This window comes from Paenibacillus beijingensis, assembly GCF_000961095.1.
In the GTDB taxonomy this organism is placed as follows: domain Bacteria; phylum Bacillota; class Bacilli; order Paenibacillales; family Paenibacillaceae; genus Paenibacillus_O; species Paenibacillus_O beijingensis.
Genome location: NZ_CP011058.1, coordinates 3480842 through 3507123 on the forward strand (window position 1 = coordinate 3480842; position 26282 = coordinate 3507123).

Sequence of the window (26282 nt, forward strand, 5' to 3'; positions counted from 1 at the left end):
CAGTACCGGGAGTAGTACATACTCCACCAACGGCAGGGTATTGATCGTTATCATGACCTTTTCCGTATGACATAGGTAAGTCACCCCTCTTACTCCGAATTAAATCGTCCGGCCCGATCGTGGAATGCTCCGCTCCCGAACCATCCGACACAATGGTAGTATATGTACCCTGTAGATAGCCGCCCTGTGCAAACACCCAGGTTCAAGTAAAATGGGTGCGAGCGGATATTTTCCGTCCGCCGCCGTGAAAAGGCAGGAGCGTGACGGCAAGCATGAGAACAACGAACGAAATATAGTACGGGGATACGAGGTGCCGTAAATGTCCGGCGAGCATCGGGCCCAGAAAGGAACCGACCGAAAACGCGATCGACAGAAAAGAAAACGTCCGGCCGTAACGCGAACTGCCGCTCAGCTCGATCAGCAGCGTGGACAAGGCGGGAAAAATGATTCCTTTGGCCATCCCGACCAGCAGCAGCATAAGGGCAAACGGTGCACCGACCCCAAAGGCAATTGCAAAATAAACAAGCGCCAGCATGAACGCCCCCCAGAGCGAGCGGCGGAAGGCGGACAGCCGGTTCAGGAACAGCATCGACAGCGTAATGAGCCCGCCCGCGCTGACAACGGAAAACAAGAGACCAGTCGTCATGATCCCTTCCTTGGTCGTATTCATGAGCGGCAGCTCAAACGAAAGAATGCCCTGGGAGCAGCTAAGCGCAACCGGGAGCAGAAATACAAGCCATGGATAGGAACGGGACGAATCGCTTCCGTGCGGCAGCTCCGCTGCTGCCGGAGCGGTATGGGAGGCCAGCGAGAGTCTATTTCTGCCGGCGCGGCCGCCGCGTTCTGAACGGGGACCAATTGCGGCAGCTTTGCCGGGCTGGACGTTCGAATACGTCTCAGCCGGTTGATCTCGGACGAACAGCAGCGCGCATACGGCGGTTGCGATCAGGATCCAGCCAAGCAGATAGAAGGCCATCGTGAACCCGAGCTTGGCAACCAGATAAGCACCGGCAGCGGGGGAGAAAACCGAAGCGAGCGTGTGCACCAGCCCGTTGCCGGCCATCAGCTTCCCCTGCTGCTCGCTGCTGCGGGCCATCCGCGCGAGCAGCGCCATGCAGGCTGGAGAAAGGAAAGCCAGCACAAAGCCGCTGATCGAGCGGAGCACGAGCAGCTGCCACGGATTGGCGGCGCGCGATTGCAGCAGCAGAATAATGCCCGCTCCGAGCAGGCTGAATACAATGAACATACGGCTGCCGTAACGGTCGACGCTGAAGCCGGCAATCATGTTGCCGGGCAGATGGGTGATGGAATATAAACCCATCATCAGCCCGATAAATGACGGAGCGGCGCCAAGCGAAACGGCGTACGGCGTCAGAATAGGGTACTGGGCATGAAGATCGAAGAACGCAACGAACAGAAACAGGTAAAGCCACACGGCCGTTTTCATGCTTAGCCTCCTTTCTTATTCACCACACTTACTTGTACGTGGACAGGGGGCCGGATATGTCTACCGCTTCCGTCCCCGCTTCCCGGCAGCGTTTACGCTCTGTCCCCTGTAGGTTATAATGGGAGGTAAATGAATTTTTTTTGTAAAACCAGAGGGGGTACTTCAAAGCAATGGATATACAATACGATTGGACGACATGGAGTCAGTTTTTCAAGGAAAACTGGATCGTGCTCGCAGTGGCTCTCGTCATTTTGCTGGCCGTGATCGGCATTGTGAAGACAGTCGCCAAGTGGGCGCTCGTGGCGGTCATCGTAATCGGCATCGTTGTTTACAGCGGATACAACCTGCAGGATTTGAAGGATTTGGGCACGAAGGTGACGGACTCGGTCAAGGAGCAGGCGGTTAATGCGATGATCGGGGAAGCGCAGGATGCCACTTATACGAATAACGGCGACGGCACATACACCGTCAAAACGAAAAACGTCGAATTAACGGGCAAAATTGGGGGCAGCGAGGTAGCCGTATCGTATCGCGGCACTTCGCTCGGCACCTGGAAAATAGATCAAACGATTCGAGGATTGATTGACCGGGCCAAAAACGATGTATAACCGCACGGCTTCCAGGAGGTGCTTGACATGACATCATGGGCGGATATGCTGCTGAAGTTGGAACCGGTTGCGCTGCTTGTGCTGCTGATCCTGCTCGGATCGTTTATGCAGGGATTGTTCCGCGGCGCTTCCGGTTCGGCAAACCGGCTGTTTATATTTTTGTGGGAGGGCGTGCTGCTGGTCGTCTCCCTCTTTCTGGCCGGAAGGATTGCGGGGGCTGCTTCTGCGCCCGTCCGCAATTGGCTGATGGCAAGCGTAGAGGTTCCCGCCCGGCAGCTCGGCGCTTTGGAACAAGCATGGTATACGTTCGCCACAAGCGTTCGCGACTTCGCGATGCTTCGTTTCGGCGTTTTGTTTCTGATCGCTTACATGCTGCTGCGGTTTCTGTTTTCTTTTCTGAGTCCGCTCGCCTGGATGCTCTTTGCCGGCCTGTCCGGCGGCCTGAAGGCGGGGGAGAAGACGATTCCGGGAGGGCGGGTCATCAGCAGGCTGACCGGCGCGCTGATCGGCGTGCTGCATGGGGCTGCCCGCTCGCTCGTACTGATCGCGATATTGTTCATCTATGTTTCCTTGTTCCCGGTCGCTCCGTTTACGGACGGCATTAAAGCTTCCCCGGTATATAAAGAAGCGTCCGCGAAGCTGCTGCAGCCGGTAGCGGGACAAGTGTTAGAGAAGAGCGGACCGGTCATTACGAAGGCGGTCGGCGATGAATTTCAACAAATCTTGCAGCGCAAGTATGAAATTATCGATTATAACATTCCGTCCGATATTAACGGCGCCGCCAAAGAGATCGTCAATGGGAAACAGACGGACGAGGAGCGGGCGCGCGCTCTTTATGACTGGCTCGGCGATCGCATCGCCTACGATTGGGATAAGGCGAACAACTATATTAACAACGGCGTTTGGAAGGAGCAGACGCCCGAGGAGACGTTTGCGACGCGCAAGGGCGTCTGCATCGATACGGCGCGCCTGTATGCGGTAATGGCGCGGTCGGTCGGCCTTGAAGTGCGCGTCGTCACCGGTCAAGGTGCGGACGGCAGGGGCGGCTTTGGTCCGCATGCCTGGAACGAAGTGAAGCTGGCGGACGACGGCGGCAGGTGGGTTCCGCTGGACGCGACATGGGCTTCCTCCGGCGACTGGTTCGACACGCCCGATTTTGACAAAACCCATTTTCGGGAAGTGTAGCGAAAGTTCCGGGGGATTCTGCCGTATCTCGGCAAAACCGAATGGAGACCAGAATCGTTATTGTATCAAGATGTCATTCGATCAGGGATATTGAGATCAATATTGGTTTATTGCGAATGCAGCAAGGAGTGATCAGTTCAAGTGCATGAAGATGATCCGCAGAAGCGGGATGTCGTTAACCGGCGAAATTTCTCGCTGCGGTTGAACGTGTTTTTTTTCGCCGCGTTTTTTCTATTCAGCGTTCTTATTGTGCGGCTGGCGATTTTGCAGTTTGTAGAGGGACCTTCTCTTTCCAAGGAAGAGAGCAGCATGGGAACCCGGAATGTGAAAATTCCGCCCATCCGCGGCGACATTTACGATTCATCGGGCTACCCGATTGCGTATTCGACGTCGACGCAGTCGCTTTATTTTACGATCCAGACCGGATTCAAGACGGAGGAAGCCAAGTCGCTCGCCAACAAGCTGGAAGCCGCATTTACCAAATACGGCAATCCGGCGAAAGCGATGACGGTCGACGACATCATCCGGCAGATGGATTTGGGTTTCAAGCAGAACACGGTATCCGTTCCGCGCCGGATTAAGTCGGGCCTCACCAACGAAGAAATCGCCTACTTTTCGGAGCACAGGGACGAATTTCCGAGCATCGACATCGTCGAGGAGAGCGTCCGCAATTACGACAAAAGCACGATCGCGGTCCAGCTCGTCGGTTATTTGAAGAAGTACAGGGGCGTCAAAGACAGCGTCGACAAGTATAAGGAAATGAAGGCCGAGGAAGACCCCAAGCTTCAATATCTCGATGACGAAGAGGTCGGCATGGACGGTCTGGAAATGCTGTACCAGGACGTGCTGCGCGGCAAGAACGGGTTGAAATCGTATCCGGTCAACGCTGCCAGCCGCATCATCGGGCCGGTGCAAATTACGAACCCTGAGCGGGGAGACGATCTGTACCTGACCTTGAACAAAAACGTTCAAATGGCGGCCGAGCAGGCGATCACCGACCAGCTCTACAAGCTGAAGCATGCGACGAGCGTGCCCCTAAGAGAGGGAAACCAGGCGACGACCGGCTATGCGGTGGCGATGGAAGTAAAGACCGGCAAAGTGATCGCGATGGCGAGCATGCCGGATTATGATCCGAATGTATGGTCCGGCGGCAAAATCAGTCAGGAGGATCTGAAAAACATCCAGTACTTTCAGTCAAACGGCGCGATCCGTCAAGTATACCCGCCTTACGACGATGCGAAGCAGCGCAACCGTCATCCGTCTTCGCTGGTGCCGCTCGGATCGACGCAAAAACCGTTGACGGTGCTGATCGGATTGAAAGAGGATCTGTATTCGACGGATTTTGTATATCATGATTCCGGCGTGTTCTCGTTCGGTAAAAAAGGGTACCAGGTATCCGTTCGCAACTCTTCCAATCACGCATACGGTCCCATCGACCCGGCGATGTCAATCGCCCACTCCTCCAACACGTTCATGTCGGAGATGATCGGCAACAAGCTGTACATGAAATACGGCAGAAAAGGCGTCGACATTTGGGACGGCTACGTCAAGCAGTTCGGCCTGGGCGTCTCGACGGAAAGCGGGCTGCCGGGCGAGTCCAAAGGCGTCGTCGATTATTACCACGAAGCCGACAGCGGCAGCGCGCAATCGGCGCTCATTTATGCCTCGTTCGGCCAGCAGGGCCGTTATACGGCGCTGCAGCTGGCGCAATATGCGGCGGCGCTCGGCAGCCGCGGCAAGCGGATGCAGCCGCAGTTCGTGAACGAAATCAAGGATGCGGACGGCAATGTCGTTCAGTCGTTTAAGCCGAAAGTGCTTAACTCGGTGACGTATCCGGATTCGTACTGGAACGAGATTTTCCGCGGCATGTCGAAAGTTTCGGTGCAGGGCTTTGATGGCGCGAACTACTCGTTCCTGCGTAAAACCGGTACGTCCGAGCAAGATGTAGGCGACCGCAAAAAGGTCGAAAACGCCGTATTTATCGCACTGGCCCCGGCGGAGAATCCGGTAATCGCCGTGTCGGTCGTCATTCCCGACGGCGGCTTCGGCGGATACGGCGCCGCTCCTGTCGCGCGGCAAATTATCGACGCTTACGACGATTACATCGGCCTGAACGGAACGCCGCGCAAGGCGGCGAACGCGCCCGCCTCGGGCGGGGCAGCGGGCAACGCTTCGGCAGGCACGGCCCCGGCAGGCACGGCGGCAACCGGTACGGCTAACACTGATACGGCCGCAGCGGCGGGGGCGGCTCGTTAAACTCCGGCAATTGCAAGCAGATGACCCGGCGAATGTTGGATAAGCATCAACGATCGTACTGCCCTTCGAACGCTGCAATCGTTCTGCACCGAAGGGGTAATTTTTGAAATACATGCGATCGTACATCTTTTTTCTTTTTATATCAAGACTTTGTTAAAATTCCTCCAAAACCGAAACTACTTTTTTTGTCAACTCCATCTCACGTTCAGGCCATAAAAGCCTGGAATTCCTGTACGATCAGGTATTCTCTCCAGACATGAGATTTCGATGGATAAAGCCTGCACCGATGCAGGTTTAGCGAAGGACCTCCAATTCACCCCGCTTTGCCGGCGGTGTGAATTGGAGGTCCTTTTGCGTCAATAGAGGATGTTCCGAAATTGACGATACCAGAGGGATAGGGTATCTCGTCTACTTTACCCATCCAAGCGGAATGATTACAATGTTTCTCAAGCAGAATCGACGCACAGTAACTTGGACCTATAACGTTTGCTTAACTTTTACTGCTTCCGGTTCGTCGTATCGGTTAAGAACGTTGCGGATTGGCGTGAACAAAGATCCGAGGAACGCATCCCTGAGGACGTCGCATGGCAATTGATCTTGACGGGGATGGATTGGTTCTGATGCGACCACCTGAAGGGGCAGGGAAGCAGTGAGGAGGAAAGTGAGAAGTAAAGCAGTTGCCAACCTTTTTTGCAGCACGGTCTATCCCTCCTTTGATGGAGTTATTTTACTCCCGACAGACTAAGAATATCCAGTCGCTTGTCAGAACCCCGATGCGGCCATTTTGACTTGTATTAATGAGTTTGCTGGTTACAGCCTTCGTACGTCTTACCGGAAACAGAGCGGAGCGGTCCGTTCTGTTCTATTCTGTTTTTTTCATTTCAGCGTGCCAAAATCGAATCATATAACGCCAAAATAGGTAAGCGTATTCAACTGACGGTGGAGCTATAATGGACATGAGCCGAATGGAACGAAGATCACCCGGCCGATCCTTCGAACGGGCATTTACCGAGTCTTCCGTTTAAAATCCTTGCGAATTGTGATAAAATGGCTCTAACAGTCGCTAGGAGGATACAATGGGAAATTATAAACTGCTCGCACTCGATATGGACGGTACACTGCTCAATGACGAACAAATGATCAGCGAAGAAAACCGCGTTTGGATTCATAAGGCGCTTGATGCCGGCGTGACGGTAAGCTTTTCGACCGGACGAGGCTTCCAAAGCGCGCTTCCTTTCGCCGAAATGCTCGGGCTTGACACGCCGATGATTACGGTCAACGGCAGCGAAATTTGGAGCAAGCCGCACGTGCTTCACCGGCGGACGCTGATGAATCCGGGAGACATGAAGCGGATGCACAAGCTGGCGCTCCAGTACGGAGAGCCGTGGTATTGGGCTTACTCGGTTGAAGGTATTTTCAACAAGGAGAAATGGATCCGGCCGGAGGAAGAGTACGACCATTATCACTGGCTCAAGTTCGGTTTTTATACCGAGAACGATTTCACCCGCAAGGCGCTCCGGGAGGAACTGGAGAGCTGGGGGGCGTTCGAAATTACGAACTCCTCTCCATACAACCTGGAAATGAATCCGCTCGGCGTTTCGAAGGCAACTGCGGTTCGCGAGCTGTGCGGGCTGCTCGGCATCGAGATGTCGCAGGCGATTGCCGTAGGCGACAGCTTGAACGATATCGCGGCAATCCGCGAGGCCGGACTCGGCGTCGCGATGGGCAACGCGCAGGATGCGGTGAAGGAAGCCGCTGATGCCGTGACGCTGACGAACAACGAGCACGGCGTGGCCGAAGTGATCCGCAAATTCATTTTCGAAGAGAATGCTTCTTATGAACGTAACGCTTGAAATCATCGGCTGGGTGCTGGTAGTCGCGCTGTTTGCGGTCGGGATGGCCGGAGCGGTCTATCCGATTTTACCGGGTGCGCTTGCGATTTATGCCGCTTTTTTCGTCTACGGTCTGTTCCTCGGCTTTGGGGAATTCGGCGTTGTGTTCTGGACGCTGCAAACGCTCATTGTCGCCATTCTGTTCATTGCCGATTACGCCGTCGGGGCATGGGGCGTGAAGAAATACGGCGGCTCCAAAGCTTCGGTTTACGGCAGCACCATCGGCATTATTATTGGTCCGTTCGTCATTCCCGGCTTCGGGCTGCTGCTTGGACCGCTGCTGGGAGCCGTTATCGGCGAGCTGATCGCCGGCTCGGATTTCAAGCAATCCGTGAAGGTCGGCTTCGGCGCGGTGGTCGGTTTGTTCACGAGCACCGTCGTCAAAATTATTTTGCAGCTGGTCATGATCATCCTGTTTATCATTTGGATTATTTAATCCTCATTCAATCAGACCATTTAAAAGGAGATCATACACATGATCAAAGTGACGATTTGGAACGAATTTGTGCACGAAAACATTCATGAAAAAGTGAAAGAGGTTTATCCGGACGGCATTCATAACGCGATCGCCAAAGGCATTGCGGACAGCAGCTTCCAGATCCGGACGGCTACGCTCGATCAGCCGGAGCACGGCTTGACGGAAGAAGTGCTTGCCGATACCGATGTGCTGATTTGGTGGGGCCATATGGCGCACGACAAAGTCGACGACGCCATCGTAGAGCGCGTCCAGCAGCGCGTTTGGAACGGCATGGGTCTCGTTGTGCTGCACTCGGCCCATTTTTCGAAAATTTTCAAAAAGCTGATGGGCACCGGCTGTGATCTGAAATGGCGCGAAGCGGGCGAGCGCGAACGGATTTGGGTCGTCAATCCCGCCCATCCGATCGCCGCGGGTCTGCCCGAGCAGTTCAGCCTCGAGGAAGAGGAAATGTACGGCGAGCACTTTGACATTCCGGCACCGGACGAGCTCGTTTTCGTCAGCTGGTTCGAAGGCGGAGAAGTGTTCCGCAGCGGCTGCACGTTCTCGAGAGGACAAGGAAAAATTTTCTACTTCCGTCCGGGCCATGAGACGCATCCGACGTACTACAACGAGAACGTGCTCCATGTTATACGCAACGCCGTAAACTGGGCGGCTCCGTCCAATGCGGCAGCGCCGGTTCGCGGACACCGTCCGGAGCCGCTGGAGACGATCAAGGTGAAGCAGCCTCAATAAGCTGCCGGAAGCTTAATGCGCATAGACGAAACGCCGCATGTACCGTGTGGCGTTTTTTTGTGTTAAACTAGCAAAAGGTTTTGTTGGAACGCGCAATACAGCCCTATTGATGGAAGAAGGATTCGCACTCATGGTCAAAAAAGATTCGCTCATTAAAGGTACGCTTATATTGGCGGCGGCAGCGCTCGTCGCCCGGTTTCTCGGCATTTTTCAGCGGGTACCGCTCGATTATATGGTTGGCGATGACGGTGACGTCTATTTCGCGGTTGCCAATACCGTCTATATGTATCTGCTTATTATCGCGACGGCCGGCATTCCGAGCGCGATCAGCAAAATGGTGTCGGAGCGCTACGCACTCGGCCGTCCAGCCGAAGCGCAGCAGATCTACAGGGCGGCGCTGATCTTCGGCGCGGTAACGGGCATCGTACTGGCGGCGCTGCTTTACGCGCTGGCACCGCTCTATTCCAGCTTCATCGCCAAGACGCCGGGGGCGGATATATCCGTCCGTGCCATCGCGCCGGCGCTGCTGCTGTTTCCGGTCATCGCGATGATGCGCGGTTATTTTCAGGGACGGCAAATGATGGCCGCCGGCGGCATCTCGCAAATTGTGGAGCAGATCATGCGCGTTGTGCTCGGGATCGGCATTGCGCTGATCGTGCTGAACTGGGGTTGGGGGGACCGCTGGATCGCCGCGGCCGCAACGTTCGGCAGCGTGTTCGGCAGTATCGGCGCTTTTGCCGTCATGCTGTGGTACGGCCGCAAGCTGAAAAGAATGGACGCGGCAGAAGCGGCGCTCGCCCGGCGGGACACTTCTTCAGCGGCACCCGACGCCTCAGCTGCAGCGGTCGAGTCGGCAGCGGCCGCAAAAACCGAACAGCGGGTGAAGCTACCGTTCCGTTCCATCTACAAAGAAATTTTCTCTATGTCGCTGCCGGTCGTCGTAACCGCGATGACGGTTCAGTTTCTTTATCTGGTTGATACATCGTTTTTTGTGCGTCTGACGGAATCGTATTATTCTTCGTATGCTGCGGCAAAAGAGGCAATGGGTTATCTTACTTTCAATGCCCAGGCGATTGCCGGAATTCCGCCGATCCTGGCGATTGCGCTCAGCCAGTCCATCATCCCGGTGATCTCCGCTGCCAACTCGGTGCGGAACATGGATGAGGTGCAGCGGCAGGCGTCGCTCGTCATGCGGATCGTCGTCTTCACCGGCGTGCCCGCCGCTCTTATATTAACCGTAGCGGCGTATTCCGTGAACGGCCTGCTGTTCAGCAGTCCGGCGGGGAGCGGGATGGTAGCGGCGCTGACGGCGGGAACGATTTTTCAGATTACGATGATGACCAGCAATTCCATTCTGTTCGGACTCGGAAAGCCGCGGCCGGCGATGATCCACACGTTGCTCGGGTTCGCCGTGAAGATCGCCGCCAGCCTCGCGCTCGCTCCGCTTCTTGGCGGATACGGCCTTGTGCTCGCTTCCACGCTCTGCTTCCTGCTTATTACCGTGCTTAATCTGAGAGTCGTAAGAAGCAGCGTGAAGCTGGCCGTGCTCGGTAAGCGTTGGCCGGCTTATCTGCTCACGATCGTGGTTACCGCCGGAGCCGGCTACGGCGTTGACGTGCTGGTGCGCGGAGCGCTTGAAGGCGCCCTGCCGCCGAAGCTCATTTATTTGCTGGGCTGTATGGCGACGGGGCTTGTCACGCTTGGGCTGTATGCGCTGCTGCTGATCATGCTGCGAGTCGTAACGGAAACCGAAGCGAAATCGTTTCCGGGTCCGCTGCGCAAGCTGCTGCTCCCGCTTGTCCGCAGACTGGGCCGCAGCCGCGCGGCGTCTGTGAAAGCCGATTAATCCGCTTTCGTGCCGGTGCGCGAATCTTGTCAAAGCGGCAGGCTGTACGCTACAATGGGAGTCAACTGGTGATCATTACAAATCGCTGTTGAGCCAGCGCGAAGTCCATTTATATGAGCGCAAGGAATAAGGGGATGATTCAGAATGGAAAAGGTGCAAAGCGAAGAGGCGTTCCGTTCGGCGGTGTCGGACAGCGGCGTAACCGTAGCCGTGTTTAAGACGACCTGGTGCCCGGACTGCCACTTTATCAATCCGTTCATGCCGGATTTGGAAACCAAATACGCTGGCCGTATTAAATTCATCGAGATCGACCGGGACGATCTGCCGGATCTGTGCTCGGAGCTTAATATTCTTGGCATTCCGAGCTTTATCGCGTTCCGCGGCGGCAGCGAAGTGATCCGCTTTGTGAGCAAGCTGCGCAAGACGCGCGAGGAGATCGAACAATTTCTGGACCGCGCCCTGCAAGTAAGCGATGCGATGCCGCAAGCTTGAGAAGCCTTTTTTGAAACCGCACGAACCTTCGTTAAGAAGGGGCGTGCGGTTTTTTCAACATTAGCGCGCCTAGCCAAGCTAGGGACAACTAGCCGGTGAAAGTCCGGTCGAGGTAAGAGCCAAAATTTCGGGGCAGGAAGTCTTCCGCCTCGTTTTTGTTTTCCTTATGGCTGCTCGGTTTTGGGACAATCTTGAGACAGGGGAGTCCTCGAGCAGTGCACGGCGGCGAATGGCGGCGAACGAATGCATGAAACTGGCCTAACGAATCGTAAAACCGTTCGTTCAGGAATAAGGAGACTTCTTGAGCGATAACGAACCCTGCAATCACTATTTCATCACAAAACAACCCAACCGAGTCGATATGAATCCAATAGTGACGCTACGATTCGTTAGAACCTGGAACAGGTTCAAAAGGTACAAATAACGATGGCTCGGTTCGTTAGCCATACGATGATAGGCTTGATGCAAAATGGATGCCGTTTACGGCGTTCATTAGCTTCATGCTTACCATACCGGTCGCGGGAGGGGCCAAGCCCCTTCTTTTACTGCGTTCTTTAGGGCAGAATAGAAAATGGGCAGTTGCAGAATATAGCGGGAATCGTCACATTTTCAACATGGCTTTTGTCATTTTATATCGATATAATGGTTTGTAATGATTTTCGGGAAGGTGTGATTTGTAATGATATCCGGCCGTTATCGCGCGCTTGCATGGGCATCGTGTGTCGGAATGTTTATCGTCCTCATTGCGGGCTCCACGGTGACGACAACCGAATCCCAACTCGGCTGCGGACATGATTTTCCGCTTTGTAACGGGAAGTTCGTACCGGCTCATACGTTTGAATCGCTCGTTGAATATTCGCACCGGTTTATTACCGGTATTGTAGGGCTATTGATCGTGGCTACGTTCATCGCGACGCTTAGGCTGTACCGCAAACATAGGGAAGCGGTCATGTATGCGACGGCTTCGCTGGTGTTAACAATTATTCAAGCTGTTATGGGCGCTCTCGCGGTTGTCTATTCCCAGTCGCCGCCGGTGCTTGCGCTTCATTTCGGCATTTCGTTGCTTGCGGTCGCAAGCACGGCGCTGCTCGTCGTCTGGGTGCGGAGGATGGACAGGGGCTATGCGCAGCGCGCAGGCGAACCTGTGCCTCGCTTCATATACAATTTCGTTTTGTTTATCGCGGTCTACTGTTATGTCGTCGTTTATTTGGGCGCATTTATCCGCCATACCGATTCCGGCGGCGGCTGTCTCGGCTGGCCGCTGTGCAACGGCGAATTCGTCCCGGAAATTAACGGAGCGACAGGAATCGTGTTCCTGCACCGGATTGCGGGACTGCTGCTCTTTATTCTTATAGCGATGTTCTATCTGATCATGAAGCGGGTTCATAGCGGACGGACAAGCATGCGCGCATCCGCCAAGTGGGCGCTTGTGCTCGTCATTGTACAAATTTTGAGCGGCGCGCTGTTGACCGCTACGATCGGCGACGAGAAGAAATTTGTCTTTACCAGCTTGCTGCATAACGTCATCGTGACGGGGTTGTTCTCCGTTATTCTCGATATGGGAATCCAGGCGTGGCGAACACGGGGAGGTCGTCTTGGTTCATGAATCATAATTTAAGGCAATTTGTCGAGCTGCTTCGCAGCGAAGGGGACCTGGCCGTCATCGACGCGCCGGTCGATCCTTATCTGGAACTGGCGGAAATTCATAGACGGGTAATCGAACAGGAAGGACCGGCGCTGCTTTTCACGAACGTGACAGGCAGCTCTTTTCCTGTTCTGACGAACATGTTCGGCACCGCGCGCCGCGTCGATCTCGCTTTTGGACCGAGGCCGGAGGCGCTGATGAAAAATATTGTCGGCGCGGCCGACCGTCTGCTGCCCCCGTCGCTTGGCGCCGTATGGGGCGAGCGCGGCCTGATCAAAGATGTGCTGAAGGTCGGGCTGAAGACGGTAGCCCCTTCGAATGCGCCGGTGCTGGAAGTGTGCCGCAAGGACAAGCCGCTTGCCGGCCTTCCGGTGCTTACAAGCTGGCAGGAGGACGGGGGACCGTTCGTCACGCTGCCCCTCGTCTATACGGAACATCCGGAGCACCGCAAAAAGCATAACCTGGGCATGTACCGGATGCAGGTATTCGACGATTCCACAACCGGCATGCACTGGCAAATCCATAAAGGCGGCGGCTTTCATTATTACGAGGCCGAGAAGCGGAATGAACCGCTGCCGGTGACGGTATTTCTCGGCGGGCCGCCGGCGCTTATCGCGTCGGCGATCGCTCCGGTGCCGGAACATTTGCCGGAGCTGATGATCGCATCGCTCATTCTCGGCGACAAACTGCCGGTCGTTACCGACCCGTACGGACCGCACCGTCTGCCGGCACAAGCGGAGTTCGCCATCAGCGGCAGCGTTCCGCCCCATCTGCGGCGTCCGGAGGGACCGTTCGGCGATCATTTCGGCTATTACTCGCTGACGCACGATTTTCCGGTATTCAATGTGAACCACGTCTGGCACCGGAAGGATGCCATCTATCCGGCGACGATCGTCGGCAAGCCGAGGCAGGAAGACTACTACTTGGGCGAATATTTGCAGCGGCTGCTCGGGCCTGCCTTCCCGATGGTCATGCCGGGGGTGCGCGACCTGTGGGCGTATGCCGAAACGGGCGTTCACGCGCTGGCTGCCGCCATCGTTCGGGAAAGCTATTCCCGCGAAGCGCTCGGAACCGGCTTCCGCATTCTAGGCGAAGGACAGCTGTCGCTCACCAAGGTGCTGATGCTGACCGACCAGCCGCTCGACCTGTCCCGCTTCGACACGCTGCTGGAGACGGTGCTGGAGCGTTTCCGGCCGGAAACCGATCTGTTCGTCTTCGATAAAACGTCGCACGATACGCTCGATTATACGAGCGGCAAGCTGAATCACGGCAGCAAGGCGATTCTGCTCGGCGTAGGAGAGCCGGTCCGGTCGCTGCCGGGAGAATACAGCGAAGGCCCGCTGGCCGATATTAACGATATCGCCGTTTACTGCCGCGGCTGCCTGACCGTATCCGGCGCTTCTTACGCGTCTGATCCGGAGCTGCCGCAGCGTGTGCTCGGAGAGCTTCTGGAGCGAGGCACCGATTGGCCGCTCGTCGTGCTGGTCGACGACGCCAAGCAGACGGCAAGCGCGCAGACGCCGTTTTTATGGACGGTATTTACCCGTTTCAACCCGGCTGACGATATTTACGCCGCAACCGATGTGCAGCGGCATCACTTGGGATACCGGCTGCCGCTTGTCATCGATGCCCGCATGAAGCCGGGCTATCCGGATGAGCTCTTCCCGCGCGAAGATATTGTGCAAAAGGTAGACAGCCGCTGGAAGGAATATTTCCCGGGCTGAATCACGGCACCTTACGAAGTGGTTTTGCTGAGGCAAAACCTTAAGCCTATGCTTACGATGCTGATTTTGACTTATGTCTAACCTTAATGATGCTGGTTTGACTTACCCAAAGCCTTAAGGAGGACGACATGCTTCGATTCCTGTTCGGCGAATCGCCGCATACGCCGCAGGGTGAGCTTGCGGATGCGGTGAAATCGATGACGGCCGCGGCCGCCTATTTCCGCCGGGAAGCGGAGCGGGGCCGCGACATGAACCACAAGCAACGGACATACGAAATATGGACGCTCGGCCTGATCTCGTCGCTCGATGAGCTTGAGCAGAGCCATTATGCCGCACAACGGTTCGGAAGCCGCATCCGGAGCGATACGTATGCCGGATTAACGGATGAAGAGCGGCTTGATTACCGGCGTTACGTCTATTTCGACAAAAATATGTTTATCCGGCTGTTCGCCCTGCTCGATAAGCTTGGTACGCTGCTGAACGATCGGCTGGCGCTTGAAACGGAGCGGGTGAAGCCGTATTTTTCGTATTTCACGGTGCTGCGGCGGATGCGGGAGCGCAGGCTGCACGGGCAGCTTGCGGCAGCTTTGAACGAAGTGAACGACAAATACGAGGATTCGATGACGCGACTGCGCAAACGGCGGAACGTCGAAGTGCACAATATGAACTCTGAGCTGCAGGACGACTTGGCGCAGAGCCGTCTTCATTACGGGACGGAGATGAAGCTGGAAAATTTGCAGCAGCAAATCGACGATTCCGCGGCGGGACTGGCCATGGCTGCGGAAACGCTGCGAATCGCGTTTGACTACCTGAACTCCGCGCGGAGATAGCATTCCTGAATATGGTATACTGGCACCATGCATATGTAGTCGGGGAGGGAGAAGCTTGGAGCTGCAGGGCCGCACCGTACTGATCACGGGAAGTGCAAAGGGATTGGGCCGGCGTACTGCTATGGAGCTTGGCGCCAAAGGCTGCAATGTCGTACTGAACTACAAAACGAGCGAAGCGGAAGCGCTGCGGCTGTGCGCGGAAATATCGGATCTCGGCGTCGGCTGCGCCGCCGTGCAGGCGGATATTTCGCAGCCGGACGACGTCGAGCGGCTCGGCGCGGAAGCGGAGAGGCTGTTCGGCGGCGTTGACATTCTGGTTAACAATGCGGGGCCGTTCATCCGGGAGCGGCGCGTATTCGCCGAGTATGATCGCGAAGATATCGTCGGACTGCTGCACGGCAATCTTCTTGGCGCCATGCTGCTCGATCATCGGCTGCTGCCGGGCATGAGAGAGCGAAGGTGGGGTCGCATCGTGCACTTCGGCTTTGGCCGTGCAATGGAAGGCAGAGCCTGGCCGCACCGCGCCGTATATGCCGCCGCCAAGACGGGTCTTGTATCGTTTACCAAGACACTGGCCGTCGAGGAAGCGGAATACGGCATTACCGTCAATATGGTCTGTCCGGGAGATATCCGCGGCGAGAATAAAGAGAAGTCGATTTCCGAAGTGATCGGCGTACCTGACGACGAATCGCCGCGCGGAAGGCCGGGTACGGGCGAGGATGTTGCCAGGGTCATCACCTTTTTGTGCCTGCCGCAGTCCGATTTTTTAACCGGTAACATCATTGACGTAACCGGAGGGCTCGACCCGATCCGGCCGTCCATCAAACGGTAGCCGTTCAGGTATTGGCTAAAAAAACGTAACCCGAATAACGACGGAGCGGAACAAAAAAGAGTCTTTCCGGCGGTTTAACGAACCCGCATCGGAAAGACTCTTTTAATTCGTATCGTTGCTTTTGTGAAGCGCTCATATTAGAATACTTGAACAACCTCTTGCACGCCTTCCACTTCTTCAAGCAAAGCGCGCTCGATGCCGGCTTTCAGCGTAATGGTGGAACTAGGGCAGCTGCCGCATGCGCCCATCAGACGCAATTTAACGATGCCGTCCTCCACGTCAACCAGTTCAACGTCACCGCCGTCGCGCTGCAGAAACGGGCGGAGTTTGTCCAGAACGTCGAGCACTTCATCATACATCGTGCTTTGTGCATTCTCGCTCATTGCAATTCACTCCTTTCTCCCCTATTATAATACAAAGCCATTCAAATGAAAATGGACTCCTTAAACCGGCACGCCCGGTATTTTTGTATAAGCAGGTGAACATCATGCTGAAACCAATGATTGAATTTTGCGCCAGCAACATGCATCATGGCACCCGAAGGCTCCTCGAGAAGCTCGAAGAGAATCCCGAACTGGATGTCATCGAGTACGGCTGTCTGGGCAACTGCGGCGAATGCTACCTGGCGCCGTTTGCGCTTGTGAACGGAGAGATTGTCTCCGCTGAAGATGTGGAACAGCTTGAAGAGCGGATCCGGGACGTGCTGAAGGACCAGCAGGCGGACCGGGAAGCGCTGGACAAGCTGATCGACGATCTGTAAGCGCGAACCGGCCGCCGGCCGGCTTGTCCGCTATCCGAAGTGACGCTTGGATTTCCAGAGCACGCCGCTCTTAAGCAGACGGGGCACACGTCCGACGAGCGACGTTTTGCCCATCAAACCGAACCCGGCTTTTTTGCCGAGGGAGCCGAGTACGCCCTTGAGCCTGATCGGGGACATCTTCGGCTCTTTGCCTTTCCAAAGCGCCTGCATCACTTCCGCGACCTGCTTGCCCATTGCGCCCGCGAGCTGCCCGCTTGGGGAATAAGGGACGGATGCGCAGTCGCCGATGACAAACACGTTCGTATGCTCCGGAAGCTGATAAAAATCATTGACCACTAGCCGGCCCTGCTTATCTTTCGGCAAGTTTAAACGCTGCACAATCTCAACCGGCTGAATGCCGGCCGTCCATACCGTGACGTCGGTCAGAATCGTCTCGCCCGACTTGCAGTCGTGAAGCGCTCCTTGCTCAACACGGTCTAACGAAACGTTTCCGCGCATTTCCACATGATGCTCGACAAACCAGGAGCTCACATAACGTTTCAGCGTGCCCGGGAATGCAGACAGTACGCTGCTTCCCCGGTCGATAATCCGGATGTTCAAATCCGGCCGGCTTTCCCGCAGCTCTGCAGCCACCTCGACGCCGCTCAGTCCGCCCCCGATAATCGACACTTGTCCGTAAGGCTTCGTATCGTTGATCAGCTGGTACGTTTTGCGTGTCGAGGAAAAGCTTTGGATACTGGAAGAGTATTGCTGCGCGCCTTCGATGCCGTGGTAGTTGTCCGTACAGCCGAGCGCAATGACGAGCCAGTCGTAAGAAAGAGGATCTTGGCCTGCCAGATAAACCAGCTTGTTCGCCGGATCGATTTCCGTCACTTCACCGTACGTGAGCAGCAGCCGCGGGTCGGAAGGAAACAATACCCGCAGTTCATGATCCGAAGCGGTTCCCGCCGCAAGCGCGTAATATTCTGTCTTGAGGCCTTGAAACGGCATCCGGTCAATCATAACAAGGCTAACATCGCTGGGGACATCCCCGTCGAGCAGCTCCTGCGCTAAAGCCAAACCGCCGTATCCGCCGCCCAGAATGACAAAACGTTTCATCGTATCCACAACCTTATCTTCTCGAATCTTTTCCTAATGTTTCCAACGCATTTCATCCATATCATATAAGGGTTGTTAACCTAATATGCGCCTCGCTGAAGCGGCTTACTCATACACTTTGATTTCGTTGTAAAAGGTGTCCCGTTCCACCGGAATGCGGCCTGCCCCTTTAATGAGCCAGACCAAATCTTCACGCGACAGCCCTGCCGGCGTCAGCGCGCCGGCCGAATGGCTGATCCGCTCGCGCACAAGCGTCCCATGCGCATCGGAGGCGCCCATCGTCAGGGATACCTGCGTCAGCTGCGGGCCGATGTTGATGAAATACGCTTTGATGTGCTGGAAATTATCGAGCATGAGACGCCCGATCGCAATCGTCTTCAAGTCCTCGTATGCCGAATTGCGGCGACGGATGCCCGCTTTAGGACTGGACGGCTGCATCGACAGCGGAATAAAGACCATGAAGCCGTTCGTTTCATCCTGCAGCTCGCGCAGCTGCGCCATATGGTCGATGCGCTGCTCGTACGTTTCCACCGAGCCGTACAGCATCGTCGTATGCGTGCGCAGGCCGAGTTCGTGCGCGGCGCGGTGAACGGCGAGGTATTGGCTTACGTTCGCTTTTTCCACGCGCATCTTCTGACGGTACTGATCGGACAAAATTTCCGCTCCGCCGCCCGTAAGCGACTCGAGCCCCGCTTTCATAAGCTCCTGCAGCACTTCCTTGTAGCTGAGACCGCTGATGCGGGAGAAGAAATCAATTTCTGCCGCCGTATAAGCTTTCAGCGTGACATGCGGGTATTTTTCCTTGAGCGCTTTAAGCGAATCTACATAGTATTGAAACGGAACATGGGGGTTATGCCCGCCGACGATATGGAATTCCCGGACGCCGGGGTGAATATGCTGCTCGATATACTCGATCATTTCCGCACCCGACAGCGTGTAGGACCCTTCCTCTCCCTGATCCTTGCGGAAGCTGCAGAAGGCGCAGTGCGCTTCGCATACGTTCGTAAAGTACAGTGTCATCGTATCGATAAAATAAACCTTTTTGCCGTTTTTGCGCAGATTCACCTCATTGGCCATTTGGCCGATCGTCAGCAAATCGTCGGACTTGTACAGGAATACGCCTTCTTCCCGCGTTATTCGCTCGCCATGCCGGACTTTTTCCATGATGTCCAGCATTTTCCGGTCTTCAGTCGGTAGTATGACGCTCATGATGCAACCTCCTTATAGGTAATCAAAAAACAGCTTCGATTCCGCCTGAATTTTTTCCAGGATTGTGAAAAAAAGAACTTGTTCGCTCCACAAAAACACGTCTTGTTTATTATAAACTGCATATACTAAAGCTTCAATGAGAAAAACTCGTATCGGAGTCATTCGAAGATGAGCGACCGCGTTTAGAGGTGAGCTCGGGGCAGCCATGCCTTGAGCGATTTCGGCTGTTTGGAGTATAATGAAGAAACAGGAAGATGAAATGGAGGGATAACGCATGATCGCAATCAGCGAATCGGCATCGGATAAAATTAAGGAAATGCTCGCCTCAGAGGAAAGCGCGGATTTGTTCCTTCGTATCGGCGTGAAGGAGGGCGGCTGCAGCGGCTTCTCCTACGGTATGGGCTTCGACGACGAGCATCACGATAATGACAAAGAAATGGAAGTTCAAGGCCTGAAAGTGGTCGTCGACGGCGACAGCATCGTTTATTTGAACGGCCTCGAAATCGACTGGAAAGAATCCGCGATGGGCGGCGGTTTTACCATTCATAACCCGAACGCCACCGCAACGTGCGGGTGTGGCTCGAGCTTCCGCACGGCGGCTGCGGCCGGCAAGCCGAATCCGGAGCAGTGCTGATTAGAAAATCGGTCGAATAAAATTTGATTGTTAATTTACCTCCTTAATGTGTGAATGTCGTACATTCATTATTTTGAGGAGGTTTTTGTTTGCTTAAAGGTATTTGCCAAGCATTCCGGGATGTCTGCCGCTCAGTCGGGTGCTTTCTATTCCTGAAGTAACGGGAGTATACTTGTTAGAATGATAGATCAGTACAGCTAAATTGTGGAGGAGATTGCGTTGAAAAGAACTGTAGGTTTGATTGTTGCCGTAACAACGTTTTTTCTTCTTGTAACGAAATCGCTTTATGTAGAACGGATCGAACTCTACGTTATCATTGTTTCTCTTTCTCTTATTGCAATCGTTTTTAATCTAACCTCTAAACAATGGAAAAAGTCCGGAGAGATTGTAGCAAGCTCAGCCATTGTAGGATCTGTATTTTTCTGGGTATTTGCTTTGACCGATTTAATCGCAGACCATTTTATGTACTTTCTCCCGTCAGGAAATGAGGATGGCCGGCCTTTACCATTAGTTTTGAAAATCCAGGAGTTCAGTGATGATTTATTTATTGCAAGCATTACAGCCTTGATACCGGCAGTTTTAATCTCTTTTCTGTCAACAACATTATTTGCGAAAGTTATTACGAAAAGAACATAGGATTTGTTCCTCAACTTCCGTTAAGAGATATTTTACGAGGACTCTCACTCACCAAGAAGAATAAACCGAACATAAACCACGCCTACAATGATTTACGCTCAAGGAAGTTACCCCGAAAAACAGAATTCGGTATTAAAAGCGAGTCCGAGGAATAGCTGAACTCTCTACGCCGGTTCGTTTAAATTCATAAGTGAGGATGAATAAATCTTGTTGCTTGAAAAAAATCTGTCTCCGCGATTTGACCCGCTTGTTAAACATGTTAAAAATCTTCATGATTTAAGAATGGCTTCCGCATCCGCACTAATGGTCATACATAACGATAAAATTGTTGCCGAAACGTATCACAGTTTTCTCTCCACCCTTCCGGGATCAAAGCCGGTGCAGCCGCAGTCGCAATTCAACGTTGCTTCGGTTCGCAAAAGTTTGATCGGCTTTTCAGTTGCTTGGGCCATGTATAACGGGAGATTAGGTTCAATTGACGACCCCGTGCTCCAATATCTACCGAATCTCAATAAGGATGTAATGAAGGGAATTACTTTACGGCATCTGTTAACGCATACTCACGGGCTGAGAACGAACGAAAAAGATGAGCTGTACAACCATTTCACGGCCGGCAGCGGGTGGGACTACAGAGGCGAAAACATCCGGCTGTTAACGGAAATCGTTCATCAGGTTACAGGCAAAACGGTCGCACAAATTTGCCGGGAGCACGTTTTTCTCCCTATGGGATTAACGGAGATTGGATGGAGAACTAAGCCGCACGATGATCTTGTGCAGGTTGTACACGATCCCGGCAGAGGAGCTTCCTCGGAATTGAAGATGAGTCCGGACGGGGATATGCCGAACTTGTTTGCTTCAACACGAAACCTCGCTTGCTGGGGGTATTTGCACCTTAAGAGGGGCTGCATCAACGGCAAGCAAATCGTTCCTGAACAAATCATCGACTGGATCACCGCCCTTCAAAGTCCCAAATTGCCCAGTTCCGATCTTCCTCAAAATGGTTTTTTGTGGCAAGTTAAAGATCGGCCAGCCAAGCAAAGCGAGATTGGTTCGCAGGTGCCACCCGGTTCCTATCAAATCCTTGGAGCTATGGAACAAGCGGTATTAGTAATTCCAACGCATAACATCGTTGTGGTCAGGCTGATGAATCGGCTCGGCAACCCGCCGGGCTATAATTACTTGGAAAGCATTCGCTCTTTCGGCGACTGTGTGATGCAATGCTTGCATACTGATGCTGACTCGAAGCTTTGACGCAGATTGCGATTGGGAAACGATACTAGAAAAGCAACATTTATTCCAATATATGTTACAGTATTATTGGATACAAACTGATGGCTTTTCAACGTGATGGAGGGGTAAATATGTTGCCAAAGAAAAAGATGATTATTATTGGGGCTTCAATTGTTTTTCTACTAGGTAATGCTGTTGGGGCTATGGCATCTTCAAAATTCAAAGAGATTAAGGCTATTTTAAATCCATCGTTAAATGTTGAATTTAATGGAGAACAGCTTGCACCAATGAAGGCTATTAACTATGAAGGAACAACTTATCTGCCAATACGAAATATTTCGGAGATAGCCGCACTGGACAGTAGAATTGAATTCGACAGCAAGAAAAACAAGCTGATCATTGGTGGGCCAATGTACCTCAATCTCTATTCCCAAAATAGCGATGGTTTTTATCAGATGATTGTTAACGGTAACTGGCATCCGTCAATAATTACGCCGAACAGAAAAATTTACAGTAATTATTATATGGGAGTTGACTTCTTTCTTGAGACCGAAGCAAGCGATAGTTTAGATGAATACTACAAGTCTATAGTAAATGACCAGTCTTCAGGTATAAAAATTACAAGTGAAACAGATACGGAAATATTCAAGCAACAGGCAAAAGAAGCCACTTTTGAATCATCGGATTCAATTGGAAAGTTGGCAATAATCCAAAACGGTAATGATTTTATTATCATTCGCTTTTTTGTAGATAAGACAAGGTTCAAACAATCTGACTTTAAAGAGTACGATAAGATGTTGAAAAGTTTTAATATTCAATAGCACACTGTTAAAGCAACAGGGACTGATGGAGATGTCTATAAATGAAACGAATTTTATATATCGAAGACGAAGCGGAAATCGGCGAGTGGGTGAAATCGGACCTTGAACGACGCGGTTACAGCGTCCGGTGGCTCACTTCCGGCCAAGGGGCGACCGAAGAGGTGAAGCAGGCCGATCTTGTTGTGCTTGATGTGATGCTGCCGGGACTGGACGGCTACTCAGTCGGGCAAAGGCTGAAGCGGGAGGCGCCGCAAGTGCCGATTCTGATGCTGTCCGCATTGTCCTCAGTGGAGGACAAGCTGCAGGGCCTCAGCTTTGCGGACGACTATATGACGAAGCCGTTCCACCCGGACGAGCTGGCGGCGCGTCTGGAGGTGCTGCAGCGGAGGTTCGGGCAGTCGATCGGCAGTGAAGTGAGACTCGGTCACATTACCGTCCGGCTTGAACAGCAATCCGTCATGGATAGCCGGACGGGGGACGAAATTCCGCTGACGGCCAAACAGCTGCAAATTTTGCTTTTTTTCCTGAAGCATTCGAATCAGATCATGACGAAGGAGCAGATCTACGAGTCGATCTGGGGAGAGCCTTACATGGAAGGCGATAAGACGGTAATGGTCCATATCCGTTACTTGCGCGAAAAAATCGAAATCAATCCGAGCGAACCGGCGATCATCGAGACGATTCGCGGCATCGGTTACCGGGTGAAATTATGAGATTCAAGCTTCGCAATTCGCTTCTTTCCAAATATTTGCTGATCATTTTGTCCGCACTGGTGCTGCTGCCGCTGACTTTTCCTTTCGTGTCGCTGTTGTTTTTCCTGTCCATGCAGGTGATGAATAGCGATATCTTCGATGACTACCGATATCAGAACGGAGCCGCTTTGGAAAAAAGGTGGCACGAGGAAGCAAAGAAGCTCGGCGGAGCGTCCGCTGAAGTTATCGACAGAGCGCTTCGGCGGTTGCAGACGGCTTACCCGGAAGCCGGAATGTTCTGGGTCGACCAGTCAGGCACGACCAGGCTGCAGCTGCCGGACAATTCGTCGCTGCCGGACGTTTGGTCAGCCGCGTATACCGTTCAATTTATGAAGGAACGGATAAACGGCGATCCATTTACGATTGTTGCCTTTATCGGGGAAACGAGAGATGAAGGGTTCATCGTGTTTGAAGTTCCGCGAGAAATGATGCAGGCTCCCGTTCAGCGAGTGCCGGATACCGCTTTTATTGCCGGCACGCTGCTTATTTTGGCCGGATTTCTTTTGATCTCCTTTTTCTTTTTTTATCGGATCAGGAGGAGGCTTGTCCGTCTGCAAACGGCGATGACCGGTGCTCCCGGGCGGGCCATTCCGGACATGATCGAGGTGCAGAACGAAGACGAGATCGGAAGGCTGGAAGCGACGTTTAACGAAATGGTGCGAAAACTCGATGACAGCCGGGTGCGGGAATCGAAGGAGGAGGCGCTGCGCCGCGATTTGATCGCGAAGCTTTCGCATGACCTCCGCACCCCGCTTACGACGATTCGCGGCCATGCGTTCAGCTTGAGAAACGAGGAATTGTCCGACCGGGGAATGGAATCCACGCTTCTCATTGAACGGAAAATCGACTACCTGAGCCGGTTGATTGACAATCTGTTCTCGTATTCGCTGCTTTCCGCCGGCAAGTATCCTTATCAGCCGCAAGAAATCGAAATCGTGCGCACCGTACGGTCGCTGTTTGCCGGCTGGTACCCCGTTTTTGAACAAGAAGGGTTTACAATCGAACTGGATCTTGCGGAAACGGCCGTTTATTGGCAGGTCGATCCGGCGTGGCTGGAGCGGGTGCTGGACAATTATGTGCAAAATGTGCTCCGTCATGCGAAATCGGGCCGGTACATCGGAATGCAAGTCACGAAGGAGCGCGGAGGAACCATTATCATTACGGACCATGGCCCGGGCATGGAAACGGAATCGGCTGAGAAGGGGGCGGGACTCGGACTGTCCATCATTTCATTGATGCTGAAGGAAATGAAGCTGCAAAGCGCGACCGACAGCAAACCCGGAGAGACTATTGTACGCCTGTCGCCTAAAGCCGGCGGATGAAACGATTCGTTCGCCTGTCGCCTAAAACCGGCGCATGGAACGGTCGTCCTAGCGCTAAAGCTGACGCATGAGACAGTCATACGCCAATCGCCCAAAGTCGGCGCGTTATGAGTTCGCGGACTCATAAATGCGCCGGCTTTTTTGCTTTTTTAAACGGATTTTAAACGGGACGGTACTTCGGATTTAACCTTGCGGGTGTACGATAGTTTGCGAGGTGATGAAAGAATGAACGAATGGATATTGCAGACGGACAGATTGACGAAAAAATTGGGCGGAAAAGCGGTCGTGAGCGATGTTGACGTCCGGATCGAAAGAGGGGATATTTACGGCTTTCTCGGACCGAACGGCGCGGGCAAAACAACGACGATCCGCATGCTGCTCGGTCTGGCCAAGCCGACCCAAGGAAATATCCGGATTTTCGGAAAGGATCTGCGCAAAGAACGAATGGCGATTTTGCGCAAGGTCGGCTCGCTTGTCGAGTATCCTTCCTATTACGGCCATTTGAACGCATGGGAAAATTTAGAGGTTGTCCGGCGGCTGCTGGATGTCCCGCGAGCCCGGATCGGCGAAGTGCTGGACATTGTGCGGCTGACGGCGGAAGCGAAACGTCCGGTAAAAGGCTTCTCGCTTGGCATGAAACAGCGGCTCGGAATCGCAACGGCGCTGCTCGGGCAGCCGGAGCTGCTTATTTTGGACGAGCCGACCAACGGACTCGATCCGGCGGGAATTCTCGAAATTCGCGAACTGATCAAGAGTTTGCCGAAGGAGCAGGGCGTTACGGTGCTGGTATCGAGCCACCTGTTGTCGGAAATCGAACAAATGGCGACGAGAGTCGGCATTATTACAAAAGGCCGCATGATTTTCCAGGATTCCATCCGGGCGCTGCAGGAGAAAGCGCAGACGAAAATCCGGCTTCGGGTGAGCGATCCGGAAACGGCATGGAAGCTGCTGCTGGCGGGCGGTTATGAGGCCGATTGGAACCGCAGCGAACTGACGGTGAGCAGCGATACCGACGAAACGATTGCCGATATGGTCGCAAGACTGGTCCGGAACGACTTTGACGTCTATCGGGTTGAACAGGAGGAGGCTTCGCTTGAGCGCATTTTCCTGGAGATGACCGGCGGGGAGGGAAGCTTGTGATCGTGCGCGTCCTTTCCGCGGAGATGCTGAAAATCCGCAAAAAGATGATCTGGTTTCTGACCGTACTGGGACCGCTTGGCGTAGTCGGCTTGCAAGCGGTGAATTTCGGCCTCCGCTACGACTACTTGACGAAGCAGTATGCGGCCGATCTATGGGGCGGCTTGTTATGGAATGTGGGCATGCTGATGGTGCCGACGCTGTTCATCGGGCTGGCGATCATCGCTTCGATGACGGCGGGAATCGAACACCAGACAAATTCCTGGAAACAGATTTTAGCGCTGCCGGTCAAAAAATCTCAGGTGTTCATCGGCAAATTTCTGCTGTCGGCGCTGCTGCTCTTTTGTTCGTCCACGCTGCTGGCGGCCGGAACGGTCGCACTCGGTTTCGCCCTTCGCTTTCCTGCGGCGGACATCCCTTATCGCGAGCTGCTTGAAATGGCTTACTATCCATATTTGGCGATTGTGCCGTTTATCGCGCTGCAGGTGTGGCTTTCCGTTACGATGCACAACCAGGCGATTGCGCTGACCATCGGAATTGCGGGCACCGTCTTTTCCTTGTTCTCCACCCGCTTCGACGACTGGATGCCTTATAAATGGCCTTATTTGCAAAATGCGGCGGATAACCCGCTTTATTCCGCGGCACTCGGGATCGTCTTCGGCGTTGTTGTGCTGTATGCCGGGGTAATCGAGTTTGTACGAAAGGATGTGAAATAA

The 26282-nt window shown here is 53.8% G+C and carries 25 protein-coding genes; 21 read left to right on the forward strand and 4 right to left on the reverse strand.

Going from position 1 to position 26282, the window contains the following annotated elements:
* Positions 1–202: 202 nt before the first annotated feature.
* Entirely contained in the window at positions 203–1447 is a 1245-nt protein-coding gene (locus tag VN24_RS15765; protein WP_045671170.1) for an MFS transporter, read from the reverse strand.
* Between the two features lie 170 nt (positions 1448–1617).
* On the opposite strand from VN24_RS15765, the gene VN24_RS15770 reads away from it, so the two are divergent.
* The 12 genes from VN24_RS15770 (at position 1618) to VN24_RS15830 (ending at position 15967) form a co-directional block, all read left to right on the forward strand.
* A complete protein-coding gene (locus VN24_RS15770; protein ID WP_045671171.1) occupies positions 1618–2055 on the forward strand; it encodes a hypothetical protein in 438 nt (145 codons plus the stop codon).
* A 27-nt stretch (positions 2056–2082) separates the two neighbouring features.
* Positions 2083–3240, forward strand: a complete 1158-nt coding sequence (locus tag VN24_RS15775; protein WP_045671172.1) for a transglutaminase-like domain-containing protein — start codon at positions 2083–2085, stop codon at positions 3238–3240.
* A 141-nt stretch (positions 3241–3381) separates the two neighbouring features.
* Positions 3382–5496: a peptidoglycan D,D-transpeptidase FtsI family protein gene (locus tag VN24_RS15780; RefSeq protein ID WP_045671173.1), complete on the forward strand. Its 2115-nt coding sequence runs from the start codon at positions 3382–3384 to the stop codon at positions 5494–5496.
* Between the two features lie 1076 nt (positions 5497–6572).
* Positions 6573–7349, forward strand: a complete 777-nt coding sequence (locus tag VN24_RS15790; protein ID WP_045671175.1) for a Cof-type HAD-IIB family hydrolase — start codon at positions 6573–6575, stop codon at positions 7347–7349.
* Positions 7333–7824 (forward strand): DUF456 domain-containing protein, encoded by a 492-nt coding sequence (locus tag VN24_RS15795; protein ID WP_045671176.1) that lies wholly within the window; start codon positions 7333–7335, stop codon positions 7822–7824. The genes VN24_RS15790 and VN24_RS15795 overlap by 17 nt, the downstream gene beginning before the upstream one ends.
* A 39-nt stretch (positions 7825–7863) precedes the next feature.
* Positions 7864–8598, forward strand: coding sequence for a ThuA domain-containing protein (locus VN24_RS15800; protein ID WP_045671177.1), 735 nt, complete (start codon positions 7864–7866; stop codon positions 8596–8598).
* A 130-nt stretch (positions 8599–8728) separates the two neighbouring features.
* Positions 8729–10444, forward strand: coding sequence for a putative polysaccharide biosynthesis protein (locus tag VN24_RS15805; protein ID WP_045671178.1), 1716 nt, complete (start codon positions 8729–8731; stop codon positions 10442–10444).
* A gap of 144 nt (positions 10445–10588) precedes the next feature.
* Positions 10589–10936 carry a thioredoxin family protein gene (locus VN24_RS15810; RefSeq protein ID WP_045671179.1) on the forward strand — a complete coding sequence of 116 codons (348 nt, stop codon included), beginning with the start codon at positions 10589–10591 and terminating at the stop codon, positions 10934–10936.
* A gap of 679 nt (positions 10937–11615) precedes the next feature.
* Positions 11616–12542: a COX15/CtaA family protein gene (locus VN24_RS15815; RefSeq protein ID WP_045671180.1), complete on the forward strand. Its 927-nt coding sequence runs from the start codon at positions 11616–11618 to the stop codon at positions 12540–12542.
* Positions 12539–14305, forward strand: a complete 1767-nt coding sequence (locus tag VN24_RS15820; RefSeq protein ID WP_045671181.1) for a UbiD family decarboxylase — start codon at positions 12539–12541, stop codon at positions 14303–14305. The genes VN24_RS15815 and VN24_RS15820 overlap by 4 nt, the downstream gene beginning before the upstream one ends.
* A gap of 128 nt (positions 14306–14433) precedes the next feature.
* On the forward strand, positions 14434–15135 hold the full coding sequence (locus VN24_RS15825; protein ID WP_045671182.1) for a Cthe_2314 family HEPN domain-containing protein: 702 nt from the start codon (positions 14434–14436) through the stop codon (positions 15133–15135).
* A 55-nt stretch (positions 15136–15190) separates the two neighbouring features.
* Positions 15191–15967 carry an SDR family oxidoreductase gene (locus VN24_RS15830; RefSeq protein ID WP_420798574.1) on the forward strand — a complete coding sequence of 259 codons (777 nt, stop codon included), beginning with the start codon at positions 15191–15193 and terminating at the stop codon, positions 15965–15967.
* A gap of 137 nt (positions 15968–16104) precedes the next feature.
* Here the strand turns inward: VN24_RS15830 and VN24_RS15835 are convergent, their stop codons facing one another.
* Entirely contained in the window at positions 16105–16350 is a 246-nt protein-coding gene (locus tag VN24_RS15835; RefSeq protein ID WP_045671183.1) for a NifU family protein, read from the reverse strand.
* 107 nt (positions 16351–16457) lie between these two features.
* Between VN24_RS15835 and VN24_RS15840 the strand changes: the two genes are divergently transcribed.
* A complete protein-coding gene (locus VN24_RS15840; RefSeq protein ID WP_045673366.1) occupies positions 16458–16727 on the forward strand; it encodes a YuzB family protein in 270 nt (89 codons plus the stop codon).
* A gap of 30 nt (positions 16728–16757) precedes the next feature.
* On the opposite strand, the gene VN24_RS15845 is transcribed toward VN24_RS15840, so the two are convergent.
* Both VN24_RS15845 and mqnE read right to left on the reverse strand, forming a co-directional pair.
* Complete coding sequence (locus tag VN24_RS15845) at positions 16758–17825, reverse strand: NAD(P)/FAD-dependent oxidoreductase (RefSeq protein ID WP_045673367.1); 1068 nt, start codon at positions 17823–17825, stop codon at positions 16758–16760.
* 105 nt (positions 17826–17930) lie between these two features.
* Entirely contained in the window at positions 17931–19034 is a 1104-nt protein-coding gene (gene mqnE / locus VN24_RS15850) for an aminofutalosine synthase MqnE (protein WP_420798575.1), read from the reverse strand.
* A gap of 274 nt (positions 19035–19308) precedes the next feature.
* On the opposite strand from mqnE, the gene erpA reads away from it, so the two are divergent.
* From erpA to VN24_RS15890, 8 genes are all read left to right on the forward strand, one after another.
* Positions 19309–19668 (forward strand): iron-sulfur cluster insertion protein ErpA, encoded by a 360-nt coding sequence (gene erpA, locus VN24_RS15855; protein ID WP_045671185.1) that lies wholly within the window; start codon positions 19309–19311, stop codon positions 19666–19668.
* Positions 19669–19887: 219 nt separating this feature from the next.
* On the forward strand, positions 19888–20304 hold the full coding sequence (locus tag VN24_RS15860) for a hypothetical protein (protein WP_045671186.1): 417 nt from the start codon (positions 19888–19890) through the stop codon (positions 20302–20304).
* Positions 20305–20511: 207 nt separating this feature from the next.
* Positions 20512–21555 (forward strand): serine hydrolase domain-containing protein, encoded by a 1044-nt coding sequence (locus tag VN24_RS15865; protein WP_045671187.1) that lies wholly within the window; start codon positions 20512–20514, stop codon positions 21553–21555.
* Positions 21556–21635: 80 nt separating this feature from the next.
* On the forward strand, positions 21636–22355 hold the full coding sequence (locus VN24_RS15870) for a hypothetical protein (RefSeq protein WP_148505256.1): 720 nt from the start codon (positions 21636–21638) through the stop codon (positions 22353–22355).
* A gap of 41 nt (positions 22356–22396) precedes the next feature.
* A complete protein-coding gene (locus VN24_RS15875; protein WP_045671189.1) occupies positions 22397–23068 on the forward strand; it encodes a response regulator transcription factor in 672 nt (223 codons plus the stop codon).
* A complete protein-coding gene (locus VN24_RS15880; protein WP_045671190.1) occupies positions 23065–24429 on the forward strand; it encodes a sensor histidine kinase in 1365 nt (454 codons plus the stop codon). Before VN24_RS15875 ends, VN24_RS15880 begins: the two co-directional genes overlap by 4 nt.
* 225 nt (positions 24430–24654) lie before the next feature.
* Positions 24655–25569, forward strand: a complete 915-nt coding sequence (locus tag VN24_RS15885) for an ABC transporter ATP-binding protein (RefSeq protein ID WP_045671191.1) — start codon at positions 24655–24657, stop codon at positions 25567–25569.
* On the forward strand, positions 25566–26282 hold the full coding sequence (locus VN24_RS15890) for an ABC transporter permease (RefSeq protein ID WP_148505257.1): 717 nt from the start codon (positions 25566–25568) through the stop codon (positions 26280–26282). The genes VN24_RS15885 and VN24_RS15890 overlap by 4 nt, the downstream gene beginning before the upstream one ends.

What these genes read in the sequence shown, in the direction of transcription:
- VN24_RS15805 (WP_045671178.1), top strand. Translation starts at nt 8,729, where the DNA reads ATGGTCAAAAAAGATTCGCTCATTAAAGGTACGCTTATATTGGCGGCG.
- VN24_RS15815 (WP_045671180.1), top strand. Translation starts at nt 11,616, where the DNA reads ATGATATCCGGCCGTTATCGCGCGCTTGCATGGGCATCGTGTGTCGGA.
- VN24_RS15770 (WP_045671171.1), top strand. Translation starts at nt 1,618, where the DNA reads ATGGATATACAATACGATTGGACGACATGGAGTCAGTTTTTCAAGGAA.
- VN24_RS15845 (WP_045673367.1), bottom strand. Translation starts at nt 17,825, where the DNA reads ATGAAACGTTTTGTCATTCTGGGCGGCGGATACGGCGGTTTGGCTTTA.
- erpA (WP_045671185.1), top strand. Translation starts at nt 19,309, where the DNA reads ATGATCGCAATCAGCGAATCGGCATCGGATAAAATTAAGGAAATGCTC.
- VN24_RS15775 (WP_045671172.1), top strand. Translation starts at nt 2,083, where the DNA reads ATGACATCATGGGCGGATATGCTGCTGAAGTTGGAACCGGTTGCGCTG.
- VN24_RS15820 (WP_045671181.1), top strand. Translation starts at nt 12,539, where the DNA reads ATGAATCATAATTTAAGGCAATTTGTCGAGCTGCTTCGCAGCGAAGGG.
- mqnE (WP_420798575.1), bottom strand. Translation starts at nt 19,034, where the DNA reads ATGAGCGTCATACTACCGACTGAAGACCGGAAAATGCTGGACATCATG.
- VN24_RS15875 (WP_045671189.1), top strand. Translation starts at nt 22,397, where the DNA reads ATGAAACGAATTTTATATATCGAAGACGAAGCGGAAATCGGCGAGTGG.
- VN24_RS15810 (WP_045671179.1), top strand. Translation starts at nt 10,589, where the DNA reads ATGGAAAAGGTGCAAAGCGAAGAGGCGTTCCGTTCGGCGGTGTCGGAC.
- VN24_RS15765 (WP_045671170.1), bottom strand. Translation starts at nt 1,447, where the DNA reads ATGAAAACGGCCGTGTGGCTTTACCTGTTTCTGTTCGTTGCGTTCTTC.
- VN24_RS15835 (WP_045671183.1), bottom strand. Translation starts at nt 16,350, where the DNA reads ATGAGCGAGAATGCACAAAGCACGATGTATGATGAAGTGCTCGACGTT.
- VN24_RS15880 (WP_045671190.1), top strand. Translation starts at nt 23,065, where the DNA reads ATGAGATTCAAGCTTCGCAATTCGCTTCTTTCCAAATATTTGCTGATC.
- VN24_RS15795 (WP_045671176.1), top strand. Translation starts at nt 7,333, where the DNA reads ATGAACGTAACGCTTGAAATCATCGGCTGGGTGCTGGTAGTCGCGCTG.
- VN24_RS15825 (WP_045671182.1), top strand. Translation starts at nt 14,434, where the DNA reads ATGCTTCGATTCCTGTTCGGCGAATCGCCGCATACGCCGCAGGGTGAG.
- VN24_RS15885 (WP_045671191.1), top strand. Translation starts at nt 24,655, where the DNA reads ATGAACGAATGGATATTGCAGACGGACAGATTGACGAAAAAATTGGGC.
- VN24_RS15790 (WP_045671175.1), top strand. Translation starts at nt 6,573, where the DNA reads ATGGGAAATTATAAACTGCTCGCACTCGATATGGACGGTACACTGCTC.
- VN24_RS15870 (WP_148505256.1), top strand. Translation starts at nt 21,636, where the DNA reads ATGGCTTTTCAACGTGATGGAGGGGTAAATATGTTGCCAAAGAAAAAG.
- VN24_RS15800 (WP_045671177.1), top strand. Translation starts at nt 7,864, where the DNA reads ATGATCAAAGTGACGATTTGGAACGAATTTGTGCACGAAAACATTCAT.